This is a genomic window from Kribbella sp. NBC_01245, assembly GCF_036226525.1.
Taxonomy (GTDB): Bacteria; Actinomycetota; Actinomycetes; order Propionibacteriales; family Kribbellaceae; genus Kribbella.
In genome coordinates this window covers 8,459,325-8,483,010 of sequence record NZ_CP108487.1, presented here as the reverse complement: position 1 = coordinate 8,483,010, position 23,686 = coordinate 8,459,325, and the positions used below count along the sequence as shown (strand labels likewise).

The following is a 23,686-nucleotide window of genomic DNA, read 5'->3' as shown; positions in this document are numbered from 1 at the left end:
CTAACGAAGGTGTTGCGGGGGATTGAACGTCCCGAGCCTACCGTCGTACCAGGGTGAGACAGTGGGACGGTGAGCAATGTCAGCCTGGCCGCCCTCCCACCGGCTGTGTGGCAGCCCCTGCGAGACGACCACGTACGGCGCGCCGACCGCCTCCTGGCCGGTCACCTCGAGCGCCGGCGCCGCCGTGAACCCCACCCGGTCGAGGACTTCCTCTTCACGTATTACCCCACCCGGCCGAACCAGTTGCGCTTCTGGCACCCCGGCCCGGGGGTTCGCTTGGAGAACGCTCCGGAGTACGACGGCAAGCGCGGCTACCGCGTGGTCGACGGTGTCGCGTCGATCGACCCCGCGGAGGCCGTACGACGCTCCGAAAGCATCACGTGGATCCGTCAGTTGCTCGCTTCGACGGCCTCCCGGCAACCCCAGTTCGGCTGCTTCGGTCTCCACGAGTGGGCGATGGTCTACCGCCAGAACGCCGACGAAGTCCGCCACAACGCCTGGCCGCTTCGCCTCGGATCGTCCGGCACGGACCAGGTCGTGGAGTCGCATCGGATCGGGTGTTCGCACTTCGACGCGTTCCGGTTCTTCACCGAGCCGGCTCGTCCTTTGAACATCCTGCAGCCTCGCCGTGAAACGCAGCCGCTCCTGGAACAAGGTGGCTGCCTGCACGCGAACATGGACCTCTACAAGTGGGCGTCGAAGCTGATGCCGTTCACCCCGAGCGACCTCTTGCTGGACTGTTTCGAGTTGGCCCGCGACATCCGCGAACTGGACATGCGCGCCTCCCCCTACGACCTCCAGCCCCTGGGCTACGACCCCATCCCCATCGAAACCCCCGCCGGCAAAGCCACCTACGCCACCACCCAACGCACCTTCGCCGACCGAGCCCACCCCCTCCGCCAACACCTAGTAGCCCTCTGCGACACCCTCCTCCCCTAACCACCTCGCGCGCCTGACCACCTTGCGTTGAGTACCTTGCGCCTGACCACCTTGCGGCTGAGCACCTCGCGCCTGAGCACTTGCCGTGGGCGGGCGGATTCGGACGAATCAACGCTGGTCGCCTGCCCGGCATCACCTTTGAACCAGTCTTTTTTGGTGGGCACCCGTCCCCCTGAGTTCTCCCGAATTGTCAGGCGAACCCGGCCCGCGTCAAGGGCTCCATCGGCTACCGCCGACGCTAACGCGCCCTTGACCCGACCCGGCTCCACCAAAGGCAGCGGGCTATCAGGGGGACGGGTGAGGTCTGCCCGATTGCATCACCTGGTGCCGTGGGCGAACGGCCAGGTCATGCCATTCACGAATGGTCGAGTGGTGCCGTAGTCGGATGGCGAGCGGCGCCGTCGCGGATGGCCAGCTGATGCCATTCACGGGTGGCCGGACGACACCGCTCGCGGATGGCGGGGCGGTGCCGTCGCGGATGGCGGGTTTCGTCGCGGAATGCTCTCGCCTGGCGAGGGGTAGCCACCGTCCGGGTGGGTTCCCACCTCGGATTCCGGGGCGGTAACCCACCCCGCGAATGGCCAGCCACTCCCAAACCCCACCGGTCCCGCCGACGCCACCGGCCATCGCCCTATTCCGCGGGTCGACCCTCGGAATAGGGGGTGGACTCGCCAAACTTGGCGGGTCGACTCCCCATTCCGGAGGCCGACCCTCGGAATAGGACGAGCGCTGCCCGAGGCGGAGCCACGCTTCCCTATTTGGAGGGGTTAACCGCCAAGATGGCGGGTTAGCCCCCGCGATCTGAGGGGTTGACCCGGCATTTGGCGGTTAACGTCTGAGATTCTGGGTTCCGGCCCTCTTCGCCAGGCTGGTTGTGAGTCAGTTCGCGATTGGTGAGGAGCAGGGTGTTGACGGTGAGTGTGGGGTTCACGGCGGAGGAGATTCGGGAGTTCGTGCACGAGTATGGCGTGCAGCCGCATGGGCAGAAGCGGTCGTGGTTGGCGGCGCAGGGTGTTTCGTATGACCGGTTGAAGCGGTGGCGGTCGGGGGTGTTCGAGGGTGATCTCGACCGGGGCCTGGTTCCGCGAGAAGGTGGCCTTATGAGTGTTCCTTCGGGCAATCGGACCGCGTTGGAGAAAGCGCGGGCGGCTGAGCGTGCGGCGCATGCGGCTGAGGTTGCGAAGTTGAGCAAACGGATCCGTGAGCTGGAGGGCACCAACGAGGCGTTGGGAAAAGCTATCGGGCTCTTGCATGCGATGAACGAGCACGAGCCCGCCGATGCCCGGACGACGAACGATCCGTCCGGTTCCTGACCGGCGAGAACGAGCTCGTCGTCGACCTGACCGGCCAGCTCGGGTCACAACGTCGCGCGTTGGAGATCGCCGGGGTGTCACGCTCGACGTGGCACTACCGGACCAGCCCGCGTAAGCCGGTGGCTGATCCGGTGCCGCAAAAGCAGCGGGCCTATCCGTCGCGGATCCCTGCGGCTGATTGTGTCCTGATCGCAGCCAGGATCACCGCGGCATGGGCGGCCGGTAACTCCGTCGATCATGCCTTCGCCTCGGCCTGGGATGCGGGGGTGATGCTCGCGTCGCGGCGGTCGTGGTGGCGGATCGCCGCCGGCATTCCTGACCAGTCCCTGCGGCCGGTCGCGCCCACTCGCCGGGCGCGAAGACCCCGCGTGAAATGCCGGTGCTGGAAGCGACCGGGCCCGGGCAGGTCTGGTCCTGGGACATCACCGACCTGCGCTCCCCATGGCGGGGCATCACGTTCAAGGCCTACTCGATCATCGACATCTACTCCCGCACCATCGTCGGCTGGAGAGTCGAAGACCGCGAGGCCGACCACCTGGCCGTCGAAATGTTCGAGCGCGCCTTCGCCGAACACGGACTACCACGGGCCGTGCACTCCGACTCCGGACCCGCGATGCGCTCCAACGACCTCAAAAAGCTACTCGCCAAGGCCGGTATCGCCCAGACCCACAACCGGCCCCGGGTCTCTAACGACAACCCATTCTCCGAATCAGAGTTCCGCACCATGAAGTACCGGCCCAACTACCCCGGCACCTTCCAAAACCTCGACCAGGCCCGCGCCCACCTCGCCACCTACGTGCCTTGGTACAACCACGAACACAAGCACTCCGGGATCGCGCTGTTCTCACCCAACGAGGTCCACAACGGCACCTGGCGCCACCGCTGGCAACAACGCCACCAAACACAACAGGCCTACTACAACGCCCACCCCGAACGATTCCGACACCGCCCCTACACACCCGCACCCGCCGCGACCGTCGGCATCAACCTCCCCAAAACCGGCACCCCAGCAAAAGACACCGAACGACTCCAAGCAGCTTGACAACGCCCGCGGGCCGGTTATTTGGTACCGGAACCCAGGAGATGAGGGGATAACCGTCGCTTTGTCGTCGGGAGAATCGGCCGTGCGCGCCAGGCCGCGATCGACGCGCCGAGGTTAGCTCGTGGTGCAGGGGAGGGTGCCGGTGCGGAGGGCGTGGCCGGCGGTGTTGCCGTCGTCGGCCCAGGTGACGGGTTTGCGGCCTGAAGTGCAGGTTGGGGAGATGGCGAAGCCTTCGTTGTTGAGGTTGGCCATGCCGGACGGGCGGTTGTAGGTGGCCGTGGCGGCGAACGTGCCTTCGGCGTTGAGCGCGAGTGTTGTCGTACGGCCGGAGCAGGTGTTGTCGCAGACCACCCACAGTCGGCCGGTCGGCGGCTCGAACTCGAGGTCCATCACCGTGCCGAAACCGCTGTCGATGGTGGCGATTCGGGTGAAGTCGTCGCCGGACTGGTTGAGGGCGTAGACGTAGATCACGCCGTCGGCTTCGAGGCCGGCGAAGTACAGGCCGGTGCCGTGGCCCGGGTATGAGGCGGGGTCGTAGGCGCTACCGGTGTTCTCGTCGCGGAAGCCGTTCGCGGTGAGGAAGGCGTCCGGGATCCACGAGATGGCCTCGAGTCCGTCGTTGGCGCCCACCTCGGGTAGGTCGGCCGTGAGGTCCCACTCGGCGGTCGCGTTGAGCGAGGTGGCCGAGGAGGTGACGTCGTACCGGAGAATCGCGGGCTTGCTGTCGCCGCCGCCATCGCGCTCGGTGGCCACGAACATCCCGTCGGGGGTGACCACCACGCCCTCGGCATCGGGCTCGCCGGTGCCGTCGCCGTACCGCAGCGTCTTGCCCCTCGACCAGCCGTTGGAGGAGTCGGGACGCCAGGTCGAGCCGTTGGGCGTGAGCCGATAGAGCTTGCTCGGCCCGTTCTTCACCGCCCACAACACACTCGGCGTCTGGAACGACAAGCCACTCAGGTTGCCACCAAGGACGTTCGTCCCGTCAGCAACGGTGACCGTCGAAGCGCCGGGCCAGGCGATGACCGCGGCCATGGCCGGGTTGCTGATGCAGAGGGTCGCGGCGGTGAGGGCGGCAATGGCCAGTCTTCGCAATCGAATCAGTCCTTAGCTCGGGCAGAGCACTGCTTGCGAATCCCCCACACGCTATCGGCGGGGTGCCGGATCGCCAGGAAGAACGACCAGCAGAATCCACGAAACTAGGTGGTCAAGAAGGACAGGAGGTCGAATCCAGATGGCTGCGGATGGACGGCTCCCCCCGCGCGGAGATGGAGGTCGAGAATTGCGGCGGCTGTCATCGCGGAGACTGCGCGGTTGCCGGCCTTCGACTCGTACCAGCGCCAATCGCCGGTCAGGTTGACCTCCAGGAACACCGGCACACCGTCCGCCAGGAGGAAGTCGAAAGCGCCGAACCGCAGGCTCCACGCGTCGGCCATCGAGCTGACCGCGGTCGCGATCGACGAGCGGACCTCGACCGGACGGACCAGCACCGAGGCCTGGTCCGACCAAGGAGCCGCCGGGCTCGACTTGCGGATCTCGAAGGCAAGCATCCGGCCGAGGCAGTAGTACACGCGCTGCTCGGCCTCGTGGGGCACGAACTCCTGCATGATCAAGGGCATCCCGGGCGGCGGCCGGCGCATCAGGTCGCGACGTTCGACGACTTCGGCGAAGACGCCGTACAGGCGACCGGGCAACGGCTCGACGAAATGCGACTCGATCACCTTCAGCACAACGCGGTCACCCGGCAGGGTCGCGACCGCTTCGGCCGGAGTGGTGGTCACGATTGTTGCCGGTACGGCGATGCCCAACGCGCGCGCACCGGCCAGCTGATCGAGTACGCCGATCGGGGCCCCGGGCAACGACGTCACCGCGAGGCGGGTCAGATGGTTCGCCACGGCGATCCACGAGTCGTTGCGCAAGGCATCGATCGCCGTTCCGCCGGGCATCGCCGTACGAGTGAAACGCCGGCACCAGACCACCGTGGGGCGTGCCTCGACGGTCAGCCGCAAATCCCCGAGCCGATCGGCGTCGATCCGCAGGCTGGGTACGCCGAGCCGATCGAGCCGTACCTGCAAGTCGTTGAACTCGGCATCGACCGACCGGCTGAGCAGCACAACCTGGCCCGGGCCGGCGTACCCGCAACCTGCTGCCACTGCCTGGCCCGGGAGCAGGTCGAGGGTGAAGGGATCGGCCAGCTGATGGACCAGCAGCGGAGAACCGTCAAGCGGATCGGCTGAGGATGTCATCGACCGCGGTGAGCATGGTCAGGACCACAGCCGCGATCTCCGGGGAGGCCGACCGTACGCCGGACGTCACGCGAGCGACCAACGCCTCCTGACCGGTGGTCAAGCTGCCGCCGCCACCGTCGGTGGATCGGGCCCGCACCAGCAGATCGAGACCGATCGACGCCTGCGATGCGAGCAGGGCAAGCAGATCCAGGTCGACCAGTCCGCCGCGGCTCCGGTCGGCGGGATCGAGCACCTCCAGTACGCCGATGCAGTCACCGCGCCGGATCAGTGGTGCCGCCATCAGGCTCGACGGCACGTACCCGGTGGATTCCGCGGCTGACCGCGCGAACAGATCGTTGTCGGCCAGGTCGTCCACGAAGATCGACTGGCCGCTGCTCGCCACCCAGCCCACGATGCCGGTGCCCGGCGCGAACCTGGTGCCGGGCAACTGGCCTTCACCTTCACCCGCAACCGCCTCGAAGACCAGCTCCCTGGTCTCCGCGTCGATCAGGAAGACCGACGAGGCCATCGCGCTGAACACGTGCCGGGCGATCTCGACGACCGATTGCAGCAGCTGGCGCTCGGTGAGCATCATCCGGCTGTCCGGCCGGGAGTTCGGCAGGGCGAAGTCAAGCAGGGACATGGTCTTCTCCTGACGAGTCGGTGACATTGCGGGCGGTGAGGTAGAGCACGGATTTCAGCTGTGCCGGGGTCAGCCACGGGTGTTTGCCCAGGATCAACGCGCACAGCCCGGCGATATGCGGGCTGGCAAAGCTGTTGCCGGTACTGCGCACCACCTTGCCGTTGGCCCACGCGACCGGGACGGCGACGCCGCGGGCCAGGAACTCCACCGGTGGCGCGGGGTTGTAGTAGTGCAGCATCGGGTCCTCCTGGTCGTGGCTGGCGACCGAGAGCACCGCGGCGAACGGCCAGGGGAAACTGCGGACCGGCAGGTTGTGCGCGGACACCACGAGCGTGCAGCGACGGAAATAGGCCCGATCCGCGAGTTCGTAGAGCGCGAGAATGTAGTCCGCCTTGGTCGTGGCCAGCGACAGGTTGATCACGTCGAAGCCTTCGTTGATCGCCCAGTCGAGCCCGGTCAGCAGGGCATGACCAGTGCCGGTCGCGGCGTCGGTCAACACCCGCATGGAGGTGATCGCCGCGGCCGGCGCGATCGAGCGGATGATGCCCGCACAAGCCGTGCCGTGTCCGGCCGAGTCCGCCGGCTCGACCGCCGCCACCGCGAGCGCGCCGGTGTCGTCGAGCACGATCGAGAACGCGCCTTCGACACCACCGACGAGTGGGTGGGACGCGTCCACTCCACTGTCCAGGATGCACACCCGTACGCCGCTGCCGTCCGCACCTCCCCACGCCCACTGAGGGTCGATCCCGCCGAGCGGCACCACCGGAAATGGCTCGGGTGGTCGACGCGACGTGGGCGCTCCCCAGGCCGGAACGCCCGGGAACTGCTCGACGCCGGTCCCCCGCCATGGCATGGTCATCGCCGCGCTCCTCCCTCGGTCGCCCGGATCCAGCCGCGCACCTGCTCGGCCGACCGGGTCGCGCCCTTGCTGACGTAGCTGCCCAGCGCACGATCGGCGGCCGCCAGCGCGTCCTCGGTTCGCCCGGCGATCGCCAGCACCACGGCGTACTCGAACCAGGCGTCGCCCAGCAGGTACGGGTCGTCGGTGCTGATCGACTCGACCGCGTCGGCGGCCAGCACCAGGCCGGCAGCGATGTCGCCGTCCGCGCAGGCCAAACGGGCTTGGACGAGCGCAAGCCAAGTCCTTGCCCGTACGTCGAGACTTTCGTGGTCATCGCGAGCGCTGATCCGGGCGATCGCGGTCGCGGCCTCGGCCGGCCGGCCGGCTCCCAGCAGTTCCCGTGCGGTGTAGACGTCGAGCGTGAGCGCCGCGACGATGTGCCCCTGCTGCCGCAACGCCTCGGTCGCTTCGGCGAACTGCCGGGCCGCCTGCTCATGCTCGCCGATCATCGCGCTGATCAACGCGTCCACCTGGGCGACCGCGATACCCGCCAGCGCGGCGCGCAGATCGTTCGCGTGCCGCCGAGCCGCCGCCAGCACCACCCGAGCCTCGTCGACCTCACCGATCAACGCGAGCAGCCGCGCCCGCGTGGTCAGCACCGGGATCAGCAACAACCGGTCGGCCTCGAACCGCACAGCGAGCTCCGAGCACAGCTGCAACGCCGTCCGCACCGACGTCGGCGACCACTGGGACAACTCGCACAAGGCACCGAGCAGGCGGTCCGCGCTGTAGCGATCACCGAGCGCCTCCGACCGTACTAGCGCGTGCCGCAACTCCTCCTCGGCAGCACCGATCTGGCCTCGGCTCAACTCGTACAAGCCGCGAAACTGATGCCACAAAGACCAGTCGAGATCGGTCCCGGGCCCAACCGCCAGATCCCGGCCGACCTCGTCGATCAGCCCTTCAGCGGCCGCCGCGCCGAGCACGCCAAGCCTCAACAGGACGATCCCGTGCTGAAGCCGCATTGTGCGGCCGCCATGCCACTGCGTGCAGACGGACTGACCTTCGCGCAATACCTGTTGAGCCCGCTCGGTATCCCCCGCGGCGACCAAGGCGTCGCTCAATCGCAAGGCGACTCCCGGATAGCGCTCCGCACTCGGCTCGAGCAGCGCGAGCGCCCGCTCCAGCAAGGCGATGGACGCGCTGAGGTCCTTCCGGTGCAGCGAAACGGTGCCGAGTGCCGACAACCGTTCGACGGCCACCTCGGCCAGCCAGGGAAGTCGTACGTCTTGTGGATCGATCTCGCGCAGCAACAGACAGGCCGCCTCGGCGTGGTACATCCCGGTGTCCGTGCCGCCGCCCTGGGCCTCCGCCAGCAACGCATGCCAGCGGGCGCGAAGCGTCTTGGCCGTCATCTTGTACGCCGTGTCGTGCAGGAGTGTTTGGGCGAACCGGTATCTGCCGGCCGACACCTGCTCCAGGATTCCGCGCCGAAGCAGACCAGCGAGTCCGGTTTGAAGGTCGGCCGCATCCGACCCGAGCACCCGCAGTACGTCGGCACCGACATCGGGCCCACCAACCGCCGCCCAGCGAGCCACTTGCCGCTCGGCCGGCGGCAACGCGTCGATCCGGGCCCGCAGAACGGCGGACACACTCGCGGGCACTACCGTCAGGCTGCGCTCCGCCGATACGTCGACCATCAGCGTCGCGAACAACGGATTGCCCTCGCAGGCACGCGCAAGCCTGGTGATGACCTGGTCCGCGGCTTGCGCGTGTACGTCGGCCATCAGGCCAACCACCAGCTGCAGGGTGTCGGACTCACCGAGTGGTTCGAGCTGCACCTTCGTATCGCAATCGACCGCCCAGCCGGGCTTGACGTCCAGCACCTCGGTCCGGGCTACGCAGACGACCAGCACCGGCACGTCGTACAACCGGCTGCGAAGGTCGTCCACCAAAGCGAGCAACGTCGGTTCGGCCCAGTGCAGGTCCTCCCAGACGAGTACCAGCGGCCGCAGCCCGGCCAGGGCACGGAAGAGGTGATTGACCGCCCACGAGATCTCCTCGACGCCCACCGGCCGCTGGTCGCCTGGATCGCGGCCGAGGACTGTGGACAGACATCGCAATGCATGCCGCGCAACGTCGTCCCCACTGAGCAAGGCGCTGATCCGCTCCCAGCCGCCGGGCAACGACTCGAGCAACATCGAGGCGAGCGGCAGGTACGTGATGTCCTTGCCGTACGACTCGCAACGCCCTGTCAAAACGAGCGCCTGCTGGGCGCCTTCGGCGAATTCGCGGACCAGCCGGGACTTGCCGAGCCCAGGCGCACCAAGGACGACGGCCTGCCGGCAGGTCGACTCCGCTATCACCCGGCGGAAGCACTCGCGCAGCGCGGACGCCTCCAGCTCCCGGCCTATCAGCTCGGTCCGATCGGCGGGAATCGCGTCATCGCGCAACGCGATCACTCGCCAGGCCGGCACTGGCAGCGCCTTGCCCCGCAACGGCAACGCGGCCATTTCCTCGAGCTGCGCGTGCCGGCCGACCACCTGGGCCACCTCGGCGTTCACCAGCACCTCCCCGGGCCCGGCAGCCGTCTCCAGCCGGCTCGCGGTATTGACGGTGTCCCCGATCACCCGGAGGTGGACGCCCGGCGCGCTGATGACCACTGCTTCACCCGCGCTGATCCCGCAATGCGCGTTCAGCCGAACACCCGGCAGGCGCAGCTCGGCGCCAAGCTCCTGCACCAGCCGCACGGCCGCGTGGCCGGCGCGCACGGCCCGGATCGCGTCGTCCTCGCGGCTGACCGGCACCCCGAAAACGGCCATGATCGCGTCACCGATGTACTTCTCGACCACGCCGAGATGTTCCGCGATACAGCCCGCGCAGGCCTTGTAGTACCGGTCGAGCACGCGCCGGAGGACCTCGGGATCGAGTTGCTCGGCGAGCGTGGTGGAACCGACCAGATCGATGAAGAGTACGACGACCGTCTTGCGCGCTTCCGGCTCGGTATCGGCAGCCGTCAGCACCACGCCACACGAACGGCAGAAGCGATCACCGGCGGAACTGACGGCGCCACACGCGGCGCATTCGGATTCTTGGATCACGGTCAGCCTCCTCGGGTCCGGCGCCGGCGCACGCTCAGAGCAGCTTGACCTCCTGCCCGACGACGTCCGGCTCGACCGCGTCGAGCCGGTTCTTGATGTCGTTGAGTACGCCGACTTCCTGCGGGCTCAACCCGGCGAGCACCTCGCGATGGGCCGAGGACAGCACGTCCACGGCGAGGCCTGCCGACCGCAGTGCGGCGAGAGCGTCGTACTCCACGGTGGTCACGTCCCTTCGGTCTGAGCGGCAACCGGTACCTGTGGGAAGCGGTCGCCGGTGCGGTACCGGCGGAAGGCCGGTCTGCTGAAGGCGCCGAGAATGCCCAACGCGATGGCGGCGCCGGCCACCGGGAAGAACGCGGTCACGCCGTACCGATCGACACCGAAACCGGTGATCGCCACCGAGATCGGGAACGTTCCGGTCAGCGCGAGCATCAGCACACTCATCACCCGGGCCAGCACATGCCGCGGGGTCCAGACCTGGAGCATCGTCATGATCACGATGCCCGACCAGCTGTTGGCGACCGCGAACAAGGTCATGCAGATGACCGCCCCGGCCAGACCACCGACGAACGGCACGGTCCCGATCGCGACCGCCATCACCAGGCCGAGCACCGCGATGAACGGCGCTGGTTGATCGCCCACCCAGTCCCGGCGGGCCAGCACCGCTCCGACGATCATGCCGCCGCCCAGGCCGAGCAGCAGAATGCCGTAACCGGCCGCGCCGAAGTCGCGATGGGCGAGGGTCGGCAGCGCGACCTCGGCGGCGCCGGCATATACCAGGTTCCCGATCAGGCCGATGCCGAGAATGATGTGCAGCAGGCGTCCCCGGCGCAGCACTTCGCCGAACGTCGCGGGAATCACCGCCGGTTCGGCCTCGACGTCCTCGTCGTCGTCGGTGGTCGTGGTCTTCGTCACCGGTCGCATCGCGTACAACGTCGCCGCGGACACGGCGAAGGTGAGGGCATCGACCAGCAGGGCCGGCCCAGGGCCGACGGTCGCGACCAGCACACCGCCGACGACGGGCCCGAGCAGGCTGCCGCCCTGGGTCGCGATGGACGAGAGCGAGTTACCGGCGCCAAGTTCCTTCTCCGGCAACAAGCTGGGTAGTAAGGCGAACGAGGCCGGCAGGAAGAAGCCCTCGCAGGCACCTACCAGTACGGCGATCGGCGCGAGCAAGGCGATATGCGGCTGGCCGTCCAGCGCGACCACGCCGAGCAGAGCGACTACGGCGAACCGGACCATGTCGGTGGTGAGCATGATCTGCCGGGCACCGAAACGGTCCGCGAGAATTCCGCCGACCGGGATACCGACCGTGCGCGCGACGCCGTAACACGCCAGCACGGTGCCCAGCAGGACCGGACTGCCGCCGTTGGAAAGGATCAGCCAGGGCAGGGCGACCGCGTAGCAAAGGTCGCCGATGCTGGAGGTGAACTGCCCTGCCAGCAAGAGCGGAAAGCCCTTGGTCGCCATCGGTCCGGCGGTCAGCTCCTTGCGCACCGCGGCCCTCAGCCGGTTCATTCGCGCACCCCCAGGTCAGCGTCCAGCATCGACATCCCTTTCTCCCAGCGCTTCATCCGGAATCCGGCCCGCCCCGCCGGCACGTCTGGCCAGCATCCCGAAAACACCGGCCATTTGCGCGACCACGCGTGGCGTCGGCAGCCCGGCAGCCTGCTGGAAGCTCGCCGATGCCACCTCCCAGCATTGGGCCGGCTCCGGTTCCACCACCTCATGGCCATCCGCGCGCAAACGCTCCACATTCCGCTGCACGCTCGGCTGCTTCCACATCCGGCCGTTCATGCTGGGGAAGAAGATCGCCGCGTCATCGTAGGCGAGCAGAGTGGTGGCGACCAGGTTCCCCGCCAAGCCATTCGCGGCCTGTCCGAGCAGATGCGCGGTGGCGGGCAGCAGGATGAACTGGTCCGCCCAGCGGGCCAGTTGGACGTGCCCGGGGTCGGCGTTGTGCACCCCGTCGCAGTAGACCTCGTCGGCCACCAGCCGAACCGTCGTCGCGGGCAGGATACTCGCCGCGCTCGCGGTCATGATGACGCGGATCCGGCAGCCGGGAAGCGCCCGCAACGCGTGCAGGTAGGCCGGCAGGTTCATCACGTTCGCGGCGCCGCAGACGCCGATCAGCAAACGCGTCTCGGGCTCGTCCTGCCGCTCCGCTGGTCGGGTGGTCATCGTGAGCTCAGCCGGCGGTCGTCGTCAGCTGCCGCAGACCGAGTCGCTCGGCGGCCAGCCCGAGTCTGCCCTGGACGTTGAACTTGTAGCTCGGGCAAGGTGCGTAGCCCTCGCGCCACAGCTTCGGGCACATGCCGCCGCACGTCGGTAGGAAGACGCAGCCCTTGCACCACGACTTGCCCGACTCGACGTCGTCGTTCCAGTCGTCGTACAGGCCGGTCGGACGGAACACCTCCAACTCGACGTCGGTGACGTGTCCGAGCACGGTCTCCTGCTCGAGGCCCGGGACCAGCGGCTGGTCGGTACAGGAGAAGATGTCGCCCTTTCCGCTGATCAGCTCCGAGGAGGTCCGAACGGCCGGACACGTGACCTTCTTGGCCAGGTTGGGCATTCGCATGAAGGTCAGTCCGCGTTCGTGCATCTGCCGCAGCCAGCCGAGCTCCTGGTCGGCGAAGTCGGTCTTGGCCATCTCGATCGCGGAGACGTCGTTGCTCCACGGCCGGACCCGCATCAGCAGGAACGTGACGTTCGGCCGGCCGAAGGCGAGATCGGCCATCAGGTCGATATAACGCGAGATGGCGTCCTGGTTGTGGATGTCGACGTTGGTCCGGAACTCGAACCGCACGTGCGCGTGGGCCGGATCGTCGATCACCTTCTTGATCGTCTTGATGATCTTCCAGAACGAGTGCCCGCCCGCCTTCAACGGCCGGTGCTCGTCATGAATCTCGGGCGGACCATCGATCGTGATGTCGAACTTGGTGATCCGGCACTGCTGGATCAGGACCGCCATGTTCCGCGGGGTGAGCAGCGATCCGTTGGTGACGATCTCCGACGAGTAGCCCAGACCGCGCTCGTCCGCGACCCGGATGAAGTCCGCGGAGAGGTCCTTGATGGCGGCATAACCCATCATCGGTTCGGCGCCGAACCAGTCGATCTGCAGATGTTCGGTGGTGGGCAGTCGCGCCGCCCGCAACACCCGGTCCCGAATTCGGTCGCGGTGATCGGAGCCGAGCCGGCCCTGGACATGCTCCTGGCCGCAGTAGACGCAGCCCATGTTGCAGTACGACGTGGGCATCAGGATGTACTGGACCCGGGAGATGTCCCGTCCGGCGGCGCGATTGCGCTCGACGATCGCCGCCAGCTCGTCCTCGGCAGCCGGTACGACGACCTGGGCCTGGCGGAGTTTCGCCAGCATGCCCGGTGAGATCGAGGTGAGATCGCCGCGTTCGAGACTGTCCGCGACCTCCGGGACGACGAACATCAGCTCCGCGGTCCGGGTGGCGTACAGCACCTTGGTCCGCAGCCCGTCCCCGTCGCCGAACGTCTGCTCGCTGATCACCAGATAGCGACTGACCTTCTCGTCCACCTGTGCCACCTCCGTGAGTGTGTCCCGGGCCGACCGCCCGTCACGACCACCGGCACACCGGCGGACGCGACGGGCGGGATCGAACGTTTGCTCTACCGCTCAGCAGAGGTTGTTCGTGTTGTTGGCCTGCCCCTCGACCTCGGGGCTGACCGCGTCGAGCCGCGTCTGGATCTTGGCGGCCAGGTCGATCTCCTCGGGGCTCAACGAGCTGAAGACCGCCTGCTGTGCCTCCGTCATCCTGTCGAGTGCAGGGCGAAGCGCATCCAGCGAATTCTTCGACATGCCGACTTCCTTTCGATTGACCGGACGGAATAACCGGGTACCTCGGCCCAGCCAAGTTAGCCAGGCCGATTCAACGCTGTCTACAGAATCTGCGGCCGGTTCTTAAGTCCATAACGCCGTGACCTTAGGAACAAACACCGGCCGACTCCGGAAATATTCGCTTCTTTCACCTCAGAACTTCCCGGCACGGGTAATTTGGAGGTCATTTCCGGCTATCCAGGATCCGATCCGGAGGACGACATGACGGTGTTCATTCCTGCCCAGTCGATCTCCCGCGTGGGCGAGGAACGAGCCGCCCGCCCGGGCGCGGAGGTGCCTTATCTGCTGGTGAACCCGCCACTCACCGATCCGACCGCGCCGTACCACTCGATCCCGTACCTGGTCGGCGCGACCCGGGATCGCGGTTTCACCAACCTGCGTTGCCTCGACGCGAACGTGGAAGCGCTGAACCTGCTGGCCGAACCGGACCACGTCGCACGCCTGCTCGCACTCGCCGACGACTTGAAGCAACGACTGGAAACGCAGCAGACGCTGAGCCGTGGGGACGAGCTGGCCTATCGCGTCGCCGTGGGCTGCGCCGGCCTCGAACCGGATTTCGCCCAGTCCGCTATTTCGGCACTTCGCGACCGGACCGACTTCTACCACTATCCGACGTACCAGGAAGCCACCTCGGCGATAAAACTCTGGCTACGCCTGATCTGCCTCGACGGCCTGCCCGAGGCGTACGACGGGTTCGAGGTCCGGGTCGGCGGTATGGCGAATCTGTCGAGTTATGAGGACCTTTGCGACGAGCGTTTGATCGATGAGCTGACCAGCCCTTTCGACAGGTATATCGACGGCCCTTATACCGCCGCGTTGCGCGAACGCGACTGGGAGGTGGTCGGCTTTTCGGTGAACTACATCAGCCAATTGCCATTCGCCCTGCGGCTGGCCCGGGTGGCGCGCCGGATCAGGCCCGAGGCGTTGATCGTGTTCGGCGGCACCGACACCTGCGACGCGGTGCGGTTCGCCAAGGAGCCGGCGGCCGTCTGGTCGTTGTTCGCCGATGCCGATGTGATCGTGCCGGGCGAGGGCGAGACCGCGCTCTGCGACATCCTCACGGCGGTCCGGGACGGCACCTCGCTGGCCGGCGCGCGCGGCGTCATGCTCCGGGGGCACAGCTACGGCAAGCCCCCGATCGTGTACGAGAACGTGGCCGCGCTGCCCGCACCAGACTTCACCGTCTGGGACTGGGATGACTACTGGTCTCCCGAATCGGTCATCCTCTACAGCCCTACCCGCGGCTGCTACTGGAACAAGTGCACGTTCTGCGACTACGGACTCAACACCGACCGGCCCACCTCGCCATCGCGCGAACGCCCCGTCGATGTCGTCGTCCGTGACCTGGAGGCGATCCAGAAGATCGGCCGGACGATCTACTTCGCGGTCGACGCGATGTCACCGCGCTACTTGCGGGTGCTCTGCGATGCCCTGAGCTCGGTCGATCTGCGACTGCGCTGGTCGGCCGAGCTTCGGCTCGAGCGCACCTTCCCGCAGCGCGGTATGGCCGCCAAGCTCCGGCAGGCGGGCTGTATCGCCGTCTCGTTCGGTTATGAGTCGGCCTCGCAACGGGTGCTCGACCTGATCGACAAAGGCGTCCGGATGACCGAGGTCGAACCCATCCTGCGGGACCTGGCGACGGCCGGCGTCGGCGCCCAGATGATGGGGTTCACCGGCTTCCCGACCGAGCAGGCGGACGAGGCCGCGCTCACCTACAGCTATCTCACCGACCGCCCCGGCCTGTGGTCGCTGGCCGCCATCGGCACGTTCTCCCTCACACCGGGCTCCATCGTGGCTCGCAGTCCCGAGCGATTCGGTGTCGAGCTGCTGCCACCGCCGCCCAATGAGGACATCCTGCGCACACTGCCCTGGCGGGATCAGGCGACGCACGTCGACCACTGGCCGGGCGAGGCCGAGGACCGGGTCGCACCGGAGCTACGGGCCGCCCTGGACCGGCCAGTGGACGGACGTCCCTGGGTGGGTGGCACTGACAGCGCCCACACCCTGCTGTATTTCGCCAGGTACGGACGCGACCTGCTGCCGGAGCCCGCGGGAGATGGTCCGCGACGGCAGTTCGTCGGCGCGCGCGACTGCGCCGTCGGTTTCGCCGATCTCGACGCGTTCACCACGGCCGGCGACATGACGGCGGCGTTCATCGCCCTCAGGGAGCGCGGCGGCGCCGGCTATCGCTCGATGAGCGAGTGGTATCGGGCCGCGGGTAACGCCCGGCGTGAACCAGGGCACGCACTCGTGCTCCCGTCCGGCGCGGTGGTGCCGCTGCCCAGTGGAATGACCTCGACCTCCGACGGAATGCGCCGCTTCATCGCGATGGCGGCGGCCGGCCCACGCGCAGAGTGATCTTAGGATCACTCTGCACGCTTGCTCAGGCCCCGCGCTTCGGTCTTACGGCCGCGGTGTGCCGGCGGAGGTGTGCCCTGATGATCTGACCCGCCGCGGCATCCTGGGTCAGATGGTGCTCTTTCGCCCACTCCCGCAGCAGCTCGACCTCATCGGTGCGAAGGGTCACGAGGATCTGCCGGACCGCGCCGGGCGCCCGCCGCCCGTAGCCGGCCGTGCCATCGGCGACGGCGGCGGGCGCCCCACCGGCCCGGTCGAGCTGCATCGCCCGGAAGTACTCCGCCTTCTGCGCATTGGTCATTTCGGCCAGTGCGGTGGCAATGGTCTGCAATTTGTGCAGTTCGACCATGCTCTCGCCATAATGATCTTCCAAACGAATGGCTGATTTAATGTCCAGCCGACCCGATTCCACCAGGGTCTTCAGTTCCGGCCGGAGCCGGTCGAACTTCACATAGCTGCGAACCTTGTTGTACGGCAATCCGAGTTCCTCCGCGACGGCCTTCACCGAGCCGTACCGATGGTGCAGTCTGGTGCAGATGCTGATCAGGTCCTTGCCGCTGAGGTCACGGCGGACCAGGTTTTCACTGACGGAGATGGCCTGTGCTGTCACCTCGTCGATGCGGTGGTCGAGGATCGCCGCGTGGATCGTCGCCGCGCCCAAGCGGCGTAACGCCAGCCAGCGCCGTTGTCCGGCGACGATCTCGAACCGGTCCCCCTCCGATGCCGGTGACACGATGATCGGCTCCAACTGGCCCTGGACGCGAATATTCTCGACGAGTTCGTCCAGGCCTTTCTCGACATCGCGGGTGCGTGCTTGTTGTGGACTCAGAACCAGCTGATCAAGGCGAAGCTGGCGCACTTCTTTGAAGACGGCCATATCTTTTCCCTCCCGGAATCCACCGGAAGTGTCTCCGCGCTGAAGCGGCCGCGCAAGGCGCCGGACAAGGGCCCGGCGTGTACGCTCCGCACTCGCCAAATGCCGTTTCGGCGCGGCCCGGCGGACGGCTTGGCGGGCGTGCGCAGGGTGGCACGAGGATCCAGTCCGGGCAACCATTTACCGCGTGGCGCGCCGCCTACGTGCAGAATTCACGGCGCAGCCGCGTCGGCAGCCGTCGATCTCAGCCGCTCAGGCTGACCACAGTCCGTCACCAACGGTCGAACGGGCACCAGAACAAGTCCCATGGTTTGCATCTAGCTGCAAAGGTCAGTCGTTTGAAACCGCGCATAGCAGATGGGCATACTCGAACGGGTGATCGACACGCGGGGGTTTGACTTCGACGTTGCGGGCGAGGCATGATTCGAACATACGTTCGACGCGGGGTGAGGAGAAGTGGGATGCCGGAGCCATTTGACTGGGAGATTCTGCACCAGCAGTCGGCTATGGCGATGGTGCGAGGGCAGTTGGGGTTCAGCTGGTTGGTGTTGTCGGGCAGGTTGGCCGAGTTGACTGATGAGCAGTACTTCTGGCGGCCGAGTGACGAGGCGTTGACGATTGTGCGGCGGCACTATCCGGGGCGGTTCCGGCTGCATGGGAGTGGCGAGTGGGCGGCGCAGTGGCCGGCTGAGCCGGATCATCGCGGGCCGCGGACGATCGCGTGGTTGATCGCGCATTTGACCGAGACGTTCTTCGAGCGCTGGGAGTGGACGTTCGGCGAGAGCAGGCAGAGCCGGACCGACATCACCTTGCATGGCAACGCGCGGGACGCCGTCGCGTGGCTGACGCATTGGGTCGACGCGTGGCAGGAGTCGATCGCCGAGTTACCTGAGGAGGAGGTGATGACGATCGGGCTGAGCCAGGCCACCGGGCTGGATGCGGCGGCGCCGTTCGGGCATGTGGTGCTGCACCTCAATCGGGAGTTGATCCACCACGGTTCCGAGATCATGACGCTGCAGGATCTGCACGCCCTGGCGGCTTGATCTGGTACCGCGACACGCGAGGAGGATGTGCGGGGCGAAAGTGTTGAGGCGGGATAGCATCACAACCACTGGTGGTCCTGGGCGATCTATACCACAAGGTGTAGGGGTTCAGGGGTAAGAGGGAATCCGGTGTGAAACCGGAACTGCCCCGCAGCGGTGAACGGGAACGAAAGTCGTCAACAGCACTGGAAGCACTTGGTCCGGGAAGCGACGGCCGGTAGGAGCGCCTGGTATCAGGCATGCCCGTGAGTCCGAAGACCTGCCATCAGCGCGCGTACCGCCGGTACGTGCTGTCCGAGGCCTCGTGGGTGGGCTGCGCGGACGTGATGTGCAGCCGCGTCGCCATGGGCGCTGCCGTCTCGTCGTGTGCTCTCCGTCCCGCAGGCTCCGGGCCGCCAAGGCTCGCGAGGAGAGAGAGCTTGTGACCACCACTTCGGCCTCCCGAAGCACCGCAACAACTCAGGACCTGACCGTCGTACGGCGTGATGGGCGGAGCGCCGCGTTCGACGCGGGCAAGATCGGCGTCGCGCTGTCGAAGGCCTTCCTGGCCGTCGAAGGCGCGGACGCGGGTGCCAGCCATCGCGTTCGCGACCTGGTCGCCACCCTTACCGGGCAGGTGGTCGAGGCGCTGGGCAAGCGCGCTGCCGGCCGCCCGAGCGTTCAGGTCGAGGAGATCCAGGACCAGGTCGAGCTCGCGCTGATGCGCGCGGGTGAGCATCAGGTCGCCCGGGCTTACGTGCTGTACCGCGAGGAGCGCGCCAAGGCCCGCGTACCCGCCGACGCCGGTGAGCTCGACACGGCCGCGCCGATCGTCATCACGGTGCGCGCGATCGACGGCAGTACGGCGCCGCTGGATCTCGACCGGCTGCGCGTCATCATCGCCGAGGCGGCCGCCGGGCTCGACTCGGTCGACCCCGAGCTGATCCTGAACGAGACGCTCGGTTCCTGCTACAACGGCATCGCCCTGCACGAGGTCGAGCAGGCGCTGGTGATGGCGGCGCGGTCGTTCGTCGAGACCGAGCCGGAGTACAGCTTCGCCGCCTCGCGACTACTGCTCGACCAGATCCGCCGGGAGACGCTCGGCCGGGTCCACGGTGAACCCCGGCAGGCGAGTCAGGCCGAGATGGCCACGGCGTACGTCGAGTATTTCCCGAAGTACGTCGATGCCGGGATCGAGGCGGGGCTGCTCGATCCGGAGTTGGCGACGTTCGACCTGGGCCGGCTGGCCGAGGCGATCCGGCCCGAGCGCGATCTGCAGTTCGCGTTCCTCGGTCTGCAGACCTTGTACGACCGGTATCTGCTGCACATCGACAAGGTCCGGTTCGAGCTGCCGCAGGCGTTCTTCCTGCGCGTGGCGATGGGGATGGCGTTGCGCGAGGACGATCGCGAGGCGCGAGCGATCGAGTTCTACGAACTGCTCAGCTCGTTCCGGTTCATGTCCTCGACGCCGACGCTGTTCAACTCCGGCACCACCCGGCCGCAGCTGTCGTCGTGCTTCCTGACCACCGTGGACGACGACCTCTCGTCGATCTTCTCCAGCATCCGCAACAACGCGTTGCTCGCGAAGTACTCGGGCGGTCTGGGCAACGACTGGACGCCGGTGCGCGGGATCGGCGCCAAGATCAAAGGTACGAACGGCGAGTCCCAGGGCGTCGTACCGTTCCTGAAGATCGCCAACGACACGGCCGTCGCGGTGAACCAGTGCTTCGCTCCGGAAACTCTCGTCTACGCCGGGGCCGGCAGCATCGCGATCCGCGATATCAAGGTGGGCGATCTGGTGCTCGGTGCGAGCGGTCGCTATCGCGAGGTCACCAAGACCTTCACGTACGACCAGGACGACCCGATGGTCGAGGTTGACGCGAAGCACTCTATCGAGCCGCTCACGGTCACCGCAGGTCACCCTCTCTACGCGATTCAAGGCGTACCGCTGGAGCAGAGCAACGAGCGCACTTTCGAGTGGCTCGCGAAGGGGAAGGTCCAGGCAGCCTGGGTCGAGGCCGGCATGCTCAGCAGGGGTGACTACCTCGGGCAGGTCGTCCCGAAGGAGATCATTCCGGTCCACGATCTGACGGAAGACGATGCGCGCCTGTACGGCATCCTTCTCGGTGACGGCCACCTGTCGAAGAACGGCAGCCAATGGGGGGTATCGGGCAACCCACAGTGCGACACGCACCTGTCGTTCGTACGCGACTACCTCACCGCTCGCGATATCCACTTCTGGGAGAATGGGCGCGGTCACACCTACGTGCAGGTCCACTGGGCGGCCGGACGTGGCGCCAGAAGAGACCTGCGAACGGGACGTATCGTCGGACCAGGCGAGGCGACACTTCCGTTTGTCAGCGAGGACATCTACGACGAACAAGGCTCGAAGCACATTGCACGGCGGTTCGCTCATCTACCGCCCGCACAGACCCATGCGCTCATCCGCGGCCTCCTGGAAACGGACGGCGGGGTATCGCGTGGCGCCGAGATCTACTTCACGACTACTTCGCGAAAGCTCGCCTCCGACCTGCGCTACCAGCTGCTTCGGCTCGGGATTCCCATCGCGGGCCAATACCGCAAGCGGGACAATCCGCACGTCGGTCGACGGTCCGACGGATCTCACGCTACCTTCTCGAAGCCCGTACACGTCTTCGATCTCCGAATTCCCGCCGTACCGGGAATCGCCGAGCTCGTGGGCGTCACGCCGATCCGGAAGTTCAACTGGATCGCACACGAAGGCATGGTCTTCTCCCGGGTGCGCGAGGTCCGGACTACACCGACGGTGCCAGTCGTGCACGACCTTGAGGTCGACGTGGATGAGTCCTATATGACCAGTGCCGGTTTGGCCCACAACGGCGGTAAACGCAAGGGCGCGGTCTGCGCTTACCTGGAGACCTGGCACATCGACATCGGCGAATTCCTCGACCTGCGGAAGAACACGGGCGACGAGCGACGGCGTACGCACGATATGAACACGGCGAACTGGGTGCCCGACCTCTTTATCCAGCGCGTCGAGGCCGACCAGCAGTGGACGCTCTTCTCCCCCGACGAGACGCCGGACTTGCACGATCTGTTCGGTACGGCGTTCGCCGAGCGCTACGCGGAGTACGAGGCGGCCGCCGACCGCGGTGAGATCCGGGTATTCCGCAAGGTGCGCGCGCTCGAGCTGTGGCGGCGGATGCTGACCGTGTTGTTCGAGACGGGCCATCCGTGGATCACCTTCAAGGACCCGTCGAACCTGCGTTCCCCGCAGCAGCACGACGGCGTGGTGCACTCGTCCAACCTGTGCACCGAGATCACGCTGAACACCAGCATCGACGAGACGGCCGTCTGCAACCTCGGCTCGGTCAACCTGGTCGCACACCTCACCGCCACCGGTCTCGACGCGGAGCTGGTCCGCGACACCGTCAAGACCGCAGTGCGGATGCTCGACAACGTCATCGACGTGAACTTCTACACCACGCCCGAGTCGGAGCGCGCCAACCAGCGGCACCGCCCGGTCGGCCTTGGCCTGATGGGTTTCACGGACGCGCTCTTCCAGCTCCGCATCCCCTACCAGTCGGATGCAGCGGTCGAGTTCGCCGACAGCTCGATGGAGCAGATCAGCTATTACGCGATCGAGGCGTCCACCGAGCTGGCCGTCGAGCGCGGCAGCTACAGCAGCTACGACGGCTCGCTGTGGAGCCAGGGCATTCTGCCGATCGACTCGCTCGAGTTGTTGCGCACGGCAAGGAACGGCGATCTGCGCGTCGACACCGGCAAGACGCTGGACTGGGATGCCCTGCGTCAGAAGGTACGACGTGACGGGATGCGCAACTCCGACTTGCTGGCAATCGCGCCGACCGCGACGATCTCCAACATCTGCGGGGTGAGCCAGTCGATCGAGCCGATCTACCGCAACCTGTTCGTCAAGTCGAACATGTCGGGCGAGTTCACCGTGGCCAACCCCTACCTGGTGAAGGACCTGAAGGCCCGCGGGCTGTGGGACCAGGTGATGGTGTCCGACCTGAAGTACCACGACGGCGTGCTCGCGCAGATCGAGCGCATCCCGGCCGACCTGCGCGAGCTCTACGCGACGGCGTTCGAGATCGACCCGATGTGGCTCGTCAAGGCCGGATCCCGCCGGCAGAAGTGGATCGACCAGTCCCAGTCGCTGAACCTCTACATGTCGGCGCCGTCCGGCAAGGCGCTCGACGAGTTGTACCGATCGGCGTGGCGCTACGGCCTGAAAACGACGTACTACCTGCGTTCGTTGTCCGCCACCCACGTCGAGAAGTCGACACTCCAGGGCACCGACGGCCGCCTCAACGCCGTACCCGTGACACCTCCACCTGCCGAGATCTGCTCCATCGAGAACCCTGACTGCGAGGCCTGCCAATGAGTGTCACCGGATTGGGCGAGATCGTCCTCGGCGCGGGCCGGGTCGAGGTCAGCGACAAGGCGATGATCAACTCCCGCGCCGACGTCAACCAACTGCTGCCGCTGAAATACCAGTGGGCGTGGGACAAATACCTTGCCGGATGCAACAACCACTGGATGCCGACCGAGGTGTCCATGCAGGCCGATATCGCCTTGTGGAAAAGCGAGCACGGCTTGACCGATGACGAGCGGCTGATGCTCAAGCGCAACCTCGGCTTCTTCGCCACCGCCGAATCCCTGGTGGCGAACAACATCGTGCTCGCCGTCTACCGGCAGCTGACGAATCCCGAGTGCCGGCAGTACCTTTTGCGGCAGGCGTTCGAGGAGGCCGTGCACACGCACACCTTCCAATACATCTGTACGTCGCTGGGCCTCGACGAGGGCGAGCTGTTCAACATGTATCGCGAGGTGCCGTCGATCTCGGACAAGGACGCCTGGGCGTTGAAGTACACCCAGCACCTGGAGGATCCGGACTTCCGCACCGGTACGCCGGAGGCCGACACGGACTTCCTGCGGGACCTGATCGCGTTCTACGTGGTCTTCGAGGGGATGTGGTTCTACACCGGGTTCGCGCAGATCCTGTCGCTCGGCCGGCGCAACAAGATGGTCGGGATCGCCGAGCAGTACCAGTACATCCTGCGCGACGAGTCGATCCACCTGAACTTCGGCATCGACTGCATCAACCAGATCAAACTGGAGAACCCGCACCTGTGGACGAGCGAGTTCCAGGCCGAGGTGCGGCAGATGCTCACGGAGGCGTGTGAGCTCGAGGTCGCGTACGGCCGCGCCACCATGCCCAACGGCATGCTCGGGCTGACGGCCGACCTGTGCGAGCAGTACATGCACTTCATCACCGACCGGCGGGCAGAGCAGATCGGGATCGCGCCGATCTTCGGCGAGACCCGCAACCCGTTCGGCTGGATGTCGGAGGTAATGGACCTCAAGAAGGAGAAGAACTTCTTCGAGACCCGCGTCATCGAGTACCAGACCGGCTCCGGCCTTAGCTGGGACTAACCGCCCATACGGATTGCGGGACCA

18 protein-coding genes and 1 riboswitch are annotated in these 23,686 nt (G+C 66.7%); of the genes, 7 read left to right on the top strand and 11 right to left on the bottom strand.

The genetic code is table 11. From position 1 onward, the window contains the following. Positions 1 to 69 precede the first annotated feature (69 nt). The 3 genes from OG394_RS39035 to OG394_RS39025 all read left to right on the top strand — a co-directional run bounded on the left by OG394_RS39035 (position 70) and on the right by OG394_RS39025 (position 3,294). Positions 70 to 939: a 3-methyladenine DNA glycosylase gene (locus OG394_RS39035; RefSeq protein WP_328992391.1), complete on the top strand. Its 870-nt coding sequence runs from the start codon at positions 70 to 72 to the stop codon at positions 937 to 939. 1,100 nt (positions 940 to 2,039) lie between these two features. After that, positions 2,040 to 2,252, top strand: a complete 213-nt coding sequence (locus OG394_RS39030) for a hypothetical protein (RefSeq protein WP_328992390.1) — start codon at positions 2,040 to 2,042, stop codon at positions 2,250 to 2,252. Positions 2,253 to 2,625: 373 nt separating this feature from the next. Then, on the top strand, positions 2,626 to 3,294 hold the full coding sequence (locus tag OG394_RS39025; RefSeq protein ID WP_328992389.1) for a DDE-type integrase/transposase/recombinase: 669 nt from the start codon (positions 2,626 to 2,628) through the stop codon (positions 3,292 to 3,294). Positions 3,295 to 3,408: 114 nt separating this feature from the next. Here OG394_RS39025 and OG394_RS39020 read toward each other — a convergent pair whose 3' ends face one another. The 10 genes from OG394_RS39020 to OG394_RS38975 all read right to left on the bottom strand — a co-directional run bounded on the left by OG394_RS39020 (position 3,409) and on the right by OG394_RS38975 (position 13,933). Beyond that, a complete protein-coding gene (locus OG394_RS39020) occupies positions 3,409 to 4,386 on the bottom strand; it encodes an esterase-like activity of phytase family protein (protein WP_328992388.1) in 978 nt (325 codons plus the stop codon). Between the two features lie 104 nt (positions 4,387 to 4,490). Beyond that, positions 4,491 to 5,537, bottom strand: a complete 1,047-nt coding sequence (locus OG394_RS39015) for an ATP-grasp domain-containing protein (RefSeq protein ID WP_328992386.1) — start codon at positions 5,535 to 5,537, stop codon at positions 4,491 to 4,493. After that, positions 5,512 to 6,162 (bottom strand): GAF domain-containing protein, encoded by a 651-nt coding sequence (locus OG394_RS39010; protein WP_328992385.1) that lies wholly within the window; start codon positions 6,160 to 6,162, stop codon positions 5,512 to 5,514. Before OG394_RS39010 ends, OG394_RS39015 begins: the two co-directional genes overlap by 26 nt. Beyond that, the gene (locus OG394_RS39005) at positions 6,149 to 7,021 is read right to left on the bottom strand and encodes a S8 family serine peptidase (protein WP_328992384.1); all 873 of its coding nucleotides are present in this window, start codon (positions 7,019 to 7,021) and stop codon (positions 6,149 to 6,151) included. The genes OG394_RS39010 and OG394_RS39005 overlap by 14 nt, the downstream gene beginning before the upstream one ends. Further along, on the bottom strand, positions 7,018 to 10,104 hold the full coding sequence (locus OG394_RS39000; protein ID WP_328992383.1) for an AAA family ATPase: 3,087 nt from the start codon (positions 10,102 to 10,104) through the stop codon (positions 7,018 to 7,020). The genes OG394_RS39005 and OG394_RS39000 overlap by 4 nt, the downstream gene beginning before the upstream one ends. A gap of 34 nt (positions 10,105 to 10,138) precedes the next feature. Continuing rightward, a complete protein-coding gene (locus OG394_RS38995; RefSeq protein WP_328992382.1) occupies positions 10,139 to 10,330 on the bottom strand; it encodes an aroma-sacti cluster domain-containing protein in 192 nt (63 codons plus the stop codon). Further along, on the bottom strand, positions 10,327 to 11,622 hold the full coding sequence (locus OG394_RS38990) for an MFS transporter (RefSeq protein WP_328992381.1): 1,296 nt from the start codon (positions 11,620 to 11,622) through the stop codon (positions 10,327 to 10,329). Before OG394_RS38990 ends, OG394_RS38995 begins: the two co-directional genes overlap by 4 nt. Positions 11,623 to 11,637: 15 nt before the next feature. Beyond that, positions 11,638 to 12,285, bottom strand: a complete 648-nt coding sequence (locus OG394_RS38985; protein WP_328992380.1) for a flavoprotein — start codon at positions 12,283 to 12,285, stop codon at positions 11,638 to 11,640. 7 nt (positions 12,286 to 12,292) lie between these two features. Further along, positions 12,293 to 13,651 carry a radical SAM/SPASM domain-containing protein gene (locus tag OG394_RS38980; RefSeq protein WP_328992378.1) on the bottom strand — a complete coding sequence of 453 codons (1,359 nt, stop codon included), beginning with the start codon at positions 13,649 to 13,651 and terminating at the stop codon, positions 12,293 to 12,295. Between the two features lie 99 nt (positions 13,652 to 13,750). Further along, the gene (locus OG394_RS38975; protein WP_328992377.1) at positions 13,751 to 13,933 is read right to left on the bottom strand and encodes an aroma-sacti cluster domain-containing protein; all 183 of its coding nucleotides are present in this window, start codon (positions 13,931 to 13,933) and stop codon (positions 13,751 to 13,753) included. A gap of 240 nt (positions 13,934 to 14,173) precedes the next feature. Between OG394_RS38975 and OG394_RS38970 the strand changes: the two genes are divergently transcribed. Beyond that, positions 14,174 to 16,330 carry a B12-binding domain-containing radical SAM protein gene (locus tag OG394_RS38970; protein ID WP_328992376.1) on the top strand — a complete coding sequence of 719 codons (2,157 nt, stop codon included), beginning with the start codon at positions 14,174 to 14,176 and terminating at the stop codon, positions 16,328 to 16,330. Between the two features lie 25 nt (positions 16,331 to 16,355). Here the strand turns inward: OG394_RS38970 and OG394_RS38965 are convergent, their stop codons facing one another. Next, the gene (locus OG394_RS38965) at positions 16,356 to 17,207 is read right to left on the bottom strand and encodes a ParB/RepB/Spo0J family partition protein (RefSeq protein WP_328992375.1); all 852 of its coding nucleotides are present in this window, start codon (positions 17,205 to 17,207) and stop codon (positions 16,356 to 16,358) included. A gap of 458 nt (positions 17,208 to 17,665) precedes the next feature. Between OG394_RS38965 and OG394_RS38960 the strand changes: the two genes are divergently transcribed. The 3 genes from OG394_RS38960 (at position 17,666) to OG394_RS38950 (ending at position 23,662) form a co-directional block, all read left to right on the top strand. Then, a complete protein-coding gene (locus tag OG394_RS38960) occupies positions 17,666 to 18,247 on the top strand; it encodes a DinB family protein (RefSeq protein WP_328992374.1) in 582 nt (193 codons plus the stop codon). Positions 18,248 to 18,302: 55 nt separating this feature from the next. Continuing rightward, positions 18,303 to 18,528: riboswitch (cobalamin riboswitch) on the top strand. Between the two features lie 140 nt (positions 18,529 to 18,668). Further along, positions 18,669 to 22,610 (top strand): ribonucleoside-diphosphate reductase subunit alpha, encoded by a 3,942-nt coding sequence (locus OG394_RS38955; RefSeq protein ID WP_328992373.1) that lies wholly within the window; start codon positions 18,669 to 18,671, stop codon positions 22,608 to 22,610. Then, the gene (locus OG394_RS38950) at positions 22,607 to 23,662 is read left to right on the top strand and encodes a ribonucleotide-diphosphate reductase subunit beta (RefSeq protein WP_328992372.1); all 1,056 of its coding nucleotides are present in this window, start codon (positions 22,607 to 22,609) and stop codon (positions 23,660 to 23,662) included. Before OG394_RS38955 ends, OG394_RS38950 begins: the two co-directional genes overlap by 4 nt. Positions 23,663 to 23,686 lie beyond the last annotated feature (24 nt).

Excerpts from the sequence above, each read along its gene's own strand:
- OG394_RS38975 (WP_328992377.1), bottom strand. The coding sequence starts at position 13,933 with ATGTCGAAGAATTCGCTGGATGCGCTTCGCCCTGCACTCGACAGGATG.
- OG394_RS38950 (WP_328992372.1), top strand. The coding sequence starts at position 22,607 with ATGAGTGTCACCGGATTGGGCGAGATCGTCCTCGGCGCGGGCCGGGTC.
- OG394_RS38960 (WP_328992374.1), top strand. The coding sequence starts at position 17,666 with ATGCCGGAGCCATTTGACTGGGAGATTCTGCACCAGCAGTCGGCTATG.
- OG394_RS39025 (WP_328992389.1), top strand. The coding sequence starts at position 2,626 with ATGCCGGTGCTGGAAGCGACCGGGCCCGGGCAGGTCTGGTCCTGGGAC.
- OG394_RS38985 (WP_328992380.1), bottom strand. The coding sequence starts at position 12,285 with ATGACCACCCGACCAGCGGAGCGGCAGGACGAGCCCGAGACGCGTTTG.
- OG394_RS39030 (WP_328992390.1), top strand. The coding sequence starts at position 2,040 with ATGAGTGTTCCTTCGGGCAATCGGACCGCGTTGGAGAAAGCGCGGGCG.
- OG394_RS38970 (WP_328992376.1), top strand. The coding sequence starts at position 14,174 with ATGACGGTGTTCATTCCTGCCCAGTCGATCTCCCGCGTGGGCGAGGAA.
- OG394_RS38990 (WP_328992381.1), bottom strand. The coding sequence starts at position 11,622 with ATGAACCGGCTGAGGGCCGCGGTGCGCAAGGAGCTGACCGCCGGACCG.
- OG394_RS39010 (WP_328992385.1), bottom strand. The coding sequence starts at position 6,162 with ATGTCCCTGCTTGACTTCGCCCTGCCGAACTCCCGGCCGGACAGCCGG.
- OG394_RS39005 (WP_328992384.1), bottom strand. The coding sequence starts at position 7,021 with ATGACCATGCCATGGCGGGGGACCGGCGTCGAGCAGTTCCCGGGCGTT.
- OG394_RS38965 (WP_328992375.1), bottom strand. The coding sequence starts at position 17,207 with ATGGCCGTCTTCAAAGAAGTGCGCCAGCTTCGCCTTGATCAGCTGGTT.
- OG394_RS39015 (WP_328992386.1), bottom strand. The coding sequence starts at position 5,537 with ATGACATCCTCAGCCGATCCGCTTGACGGTTCTCCGCTGCTGGTCCAT.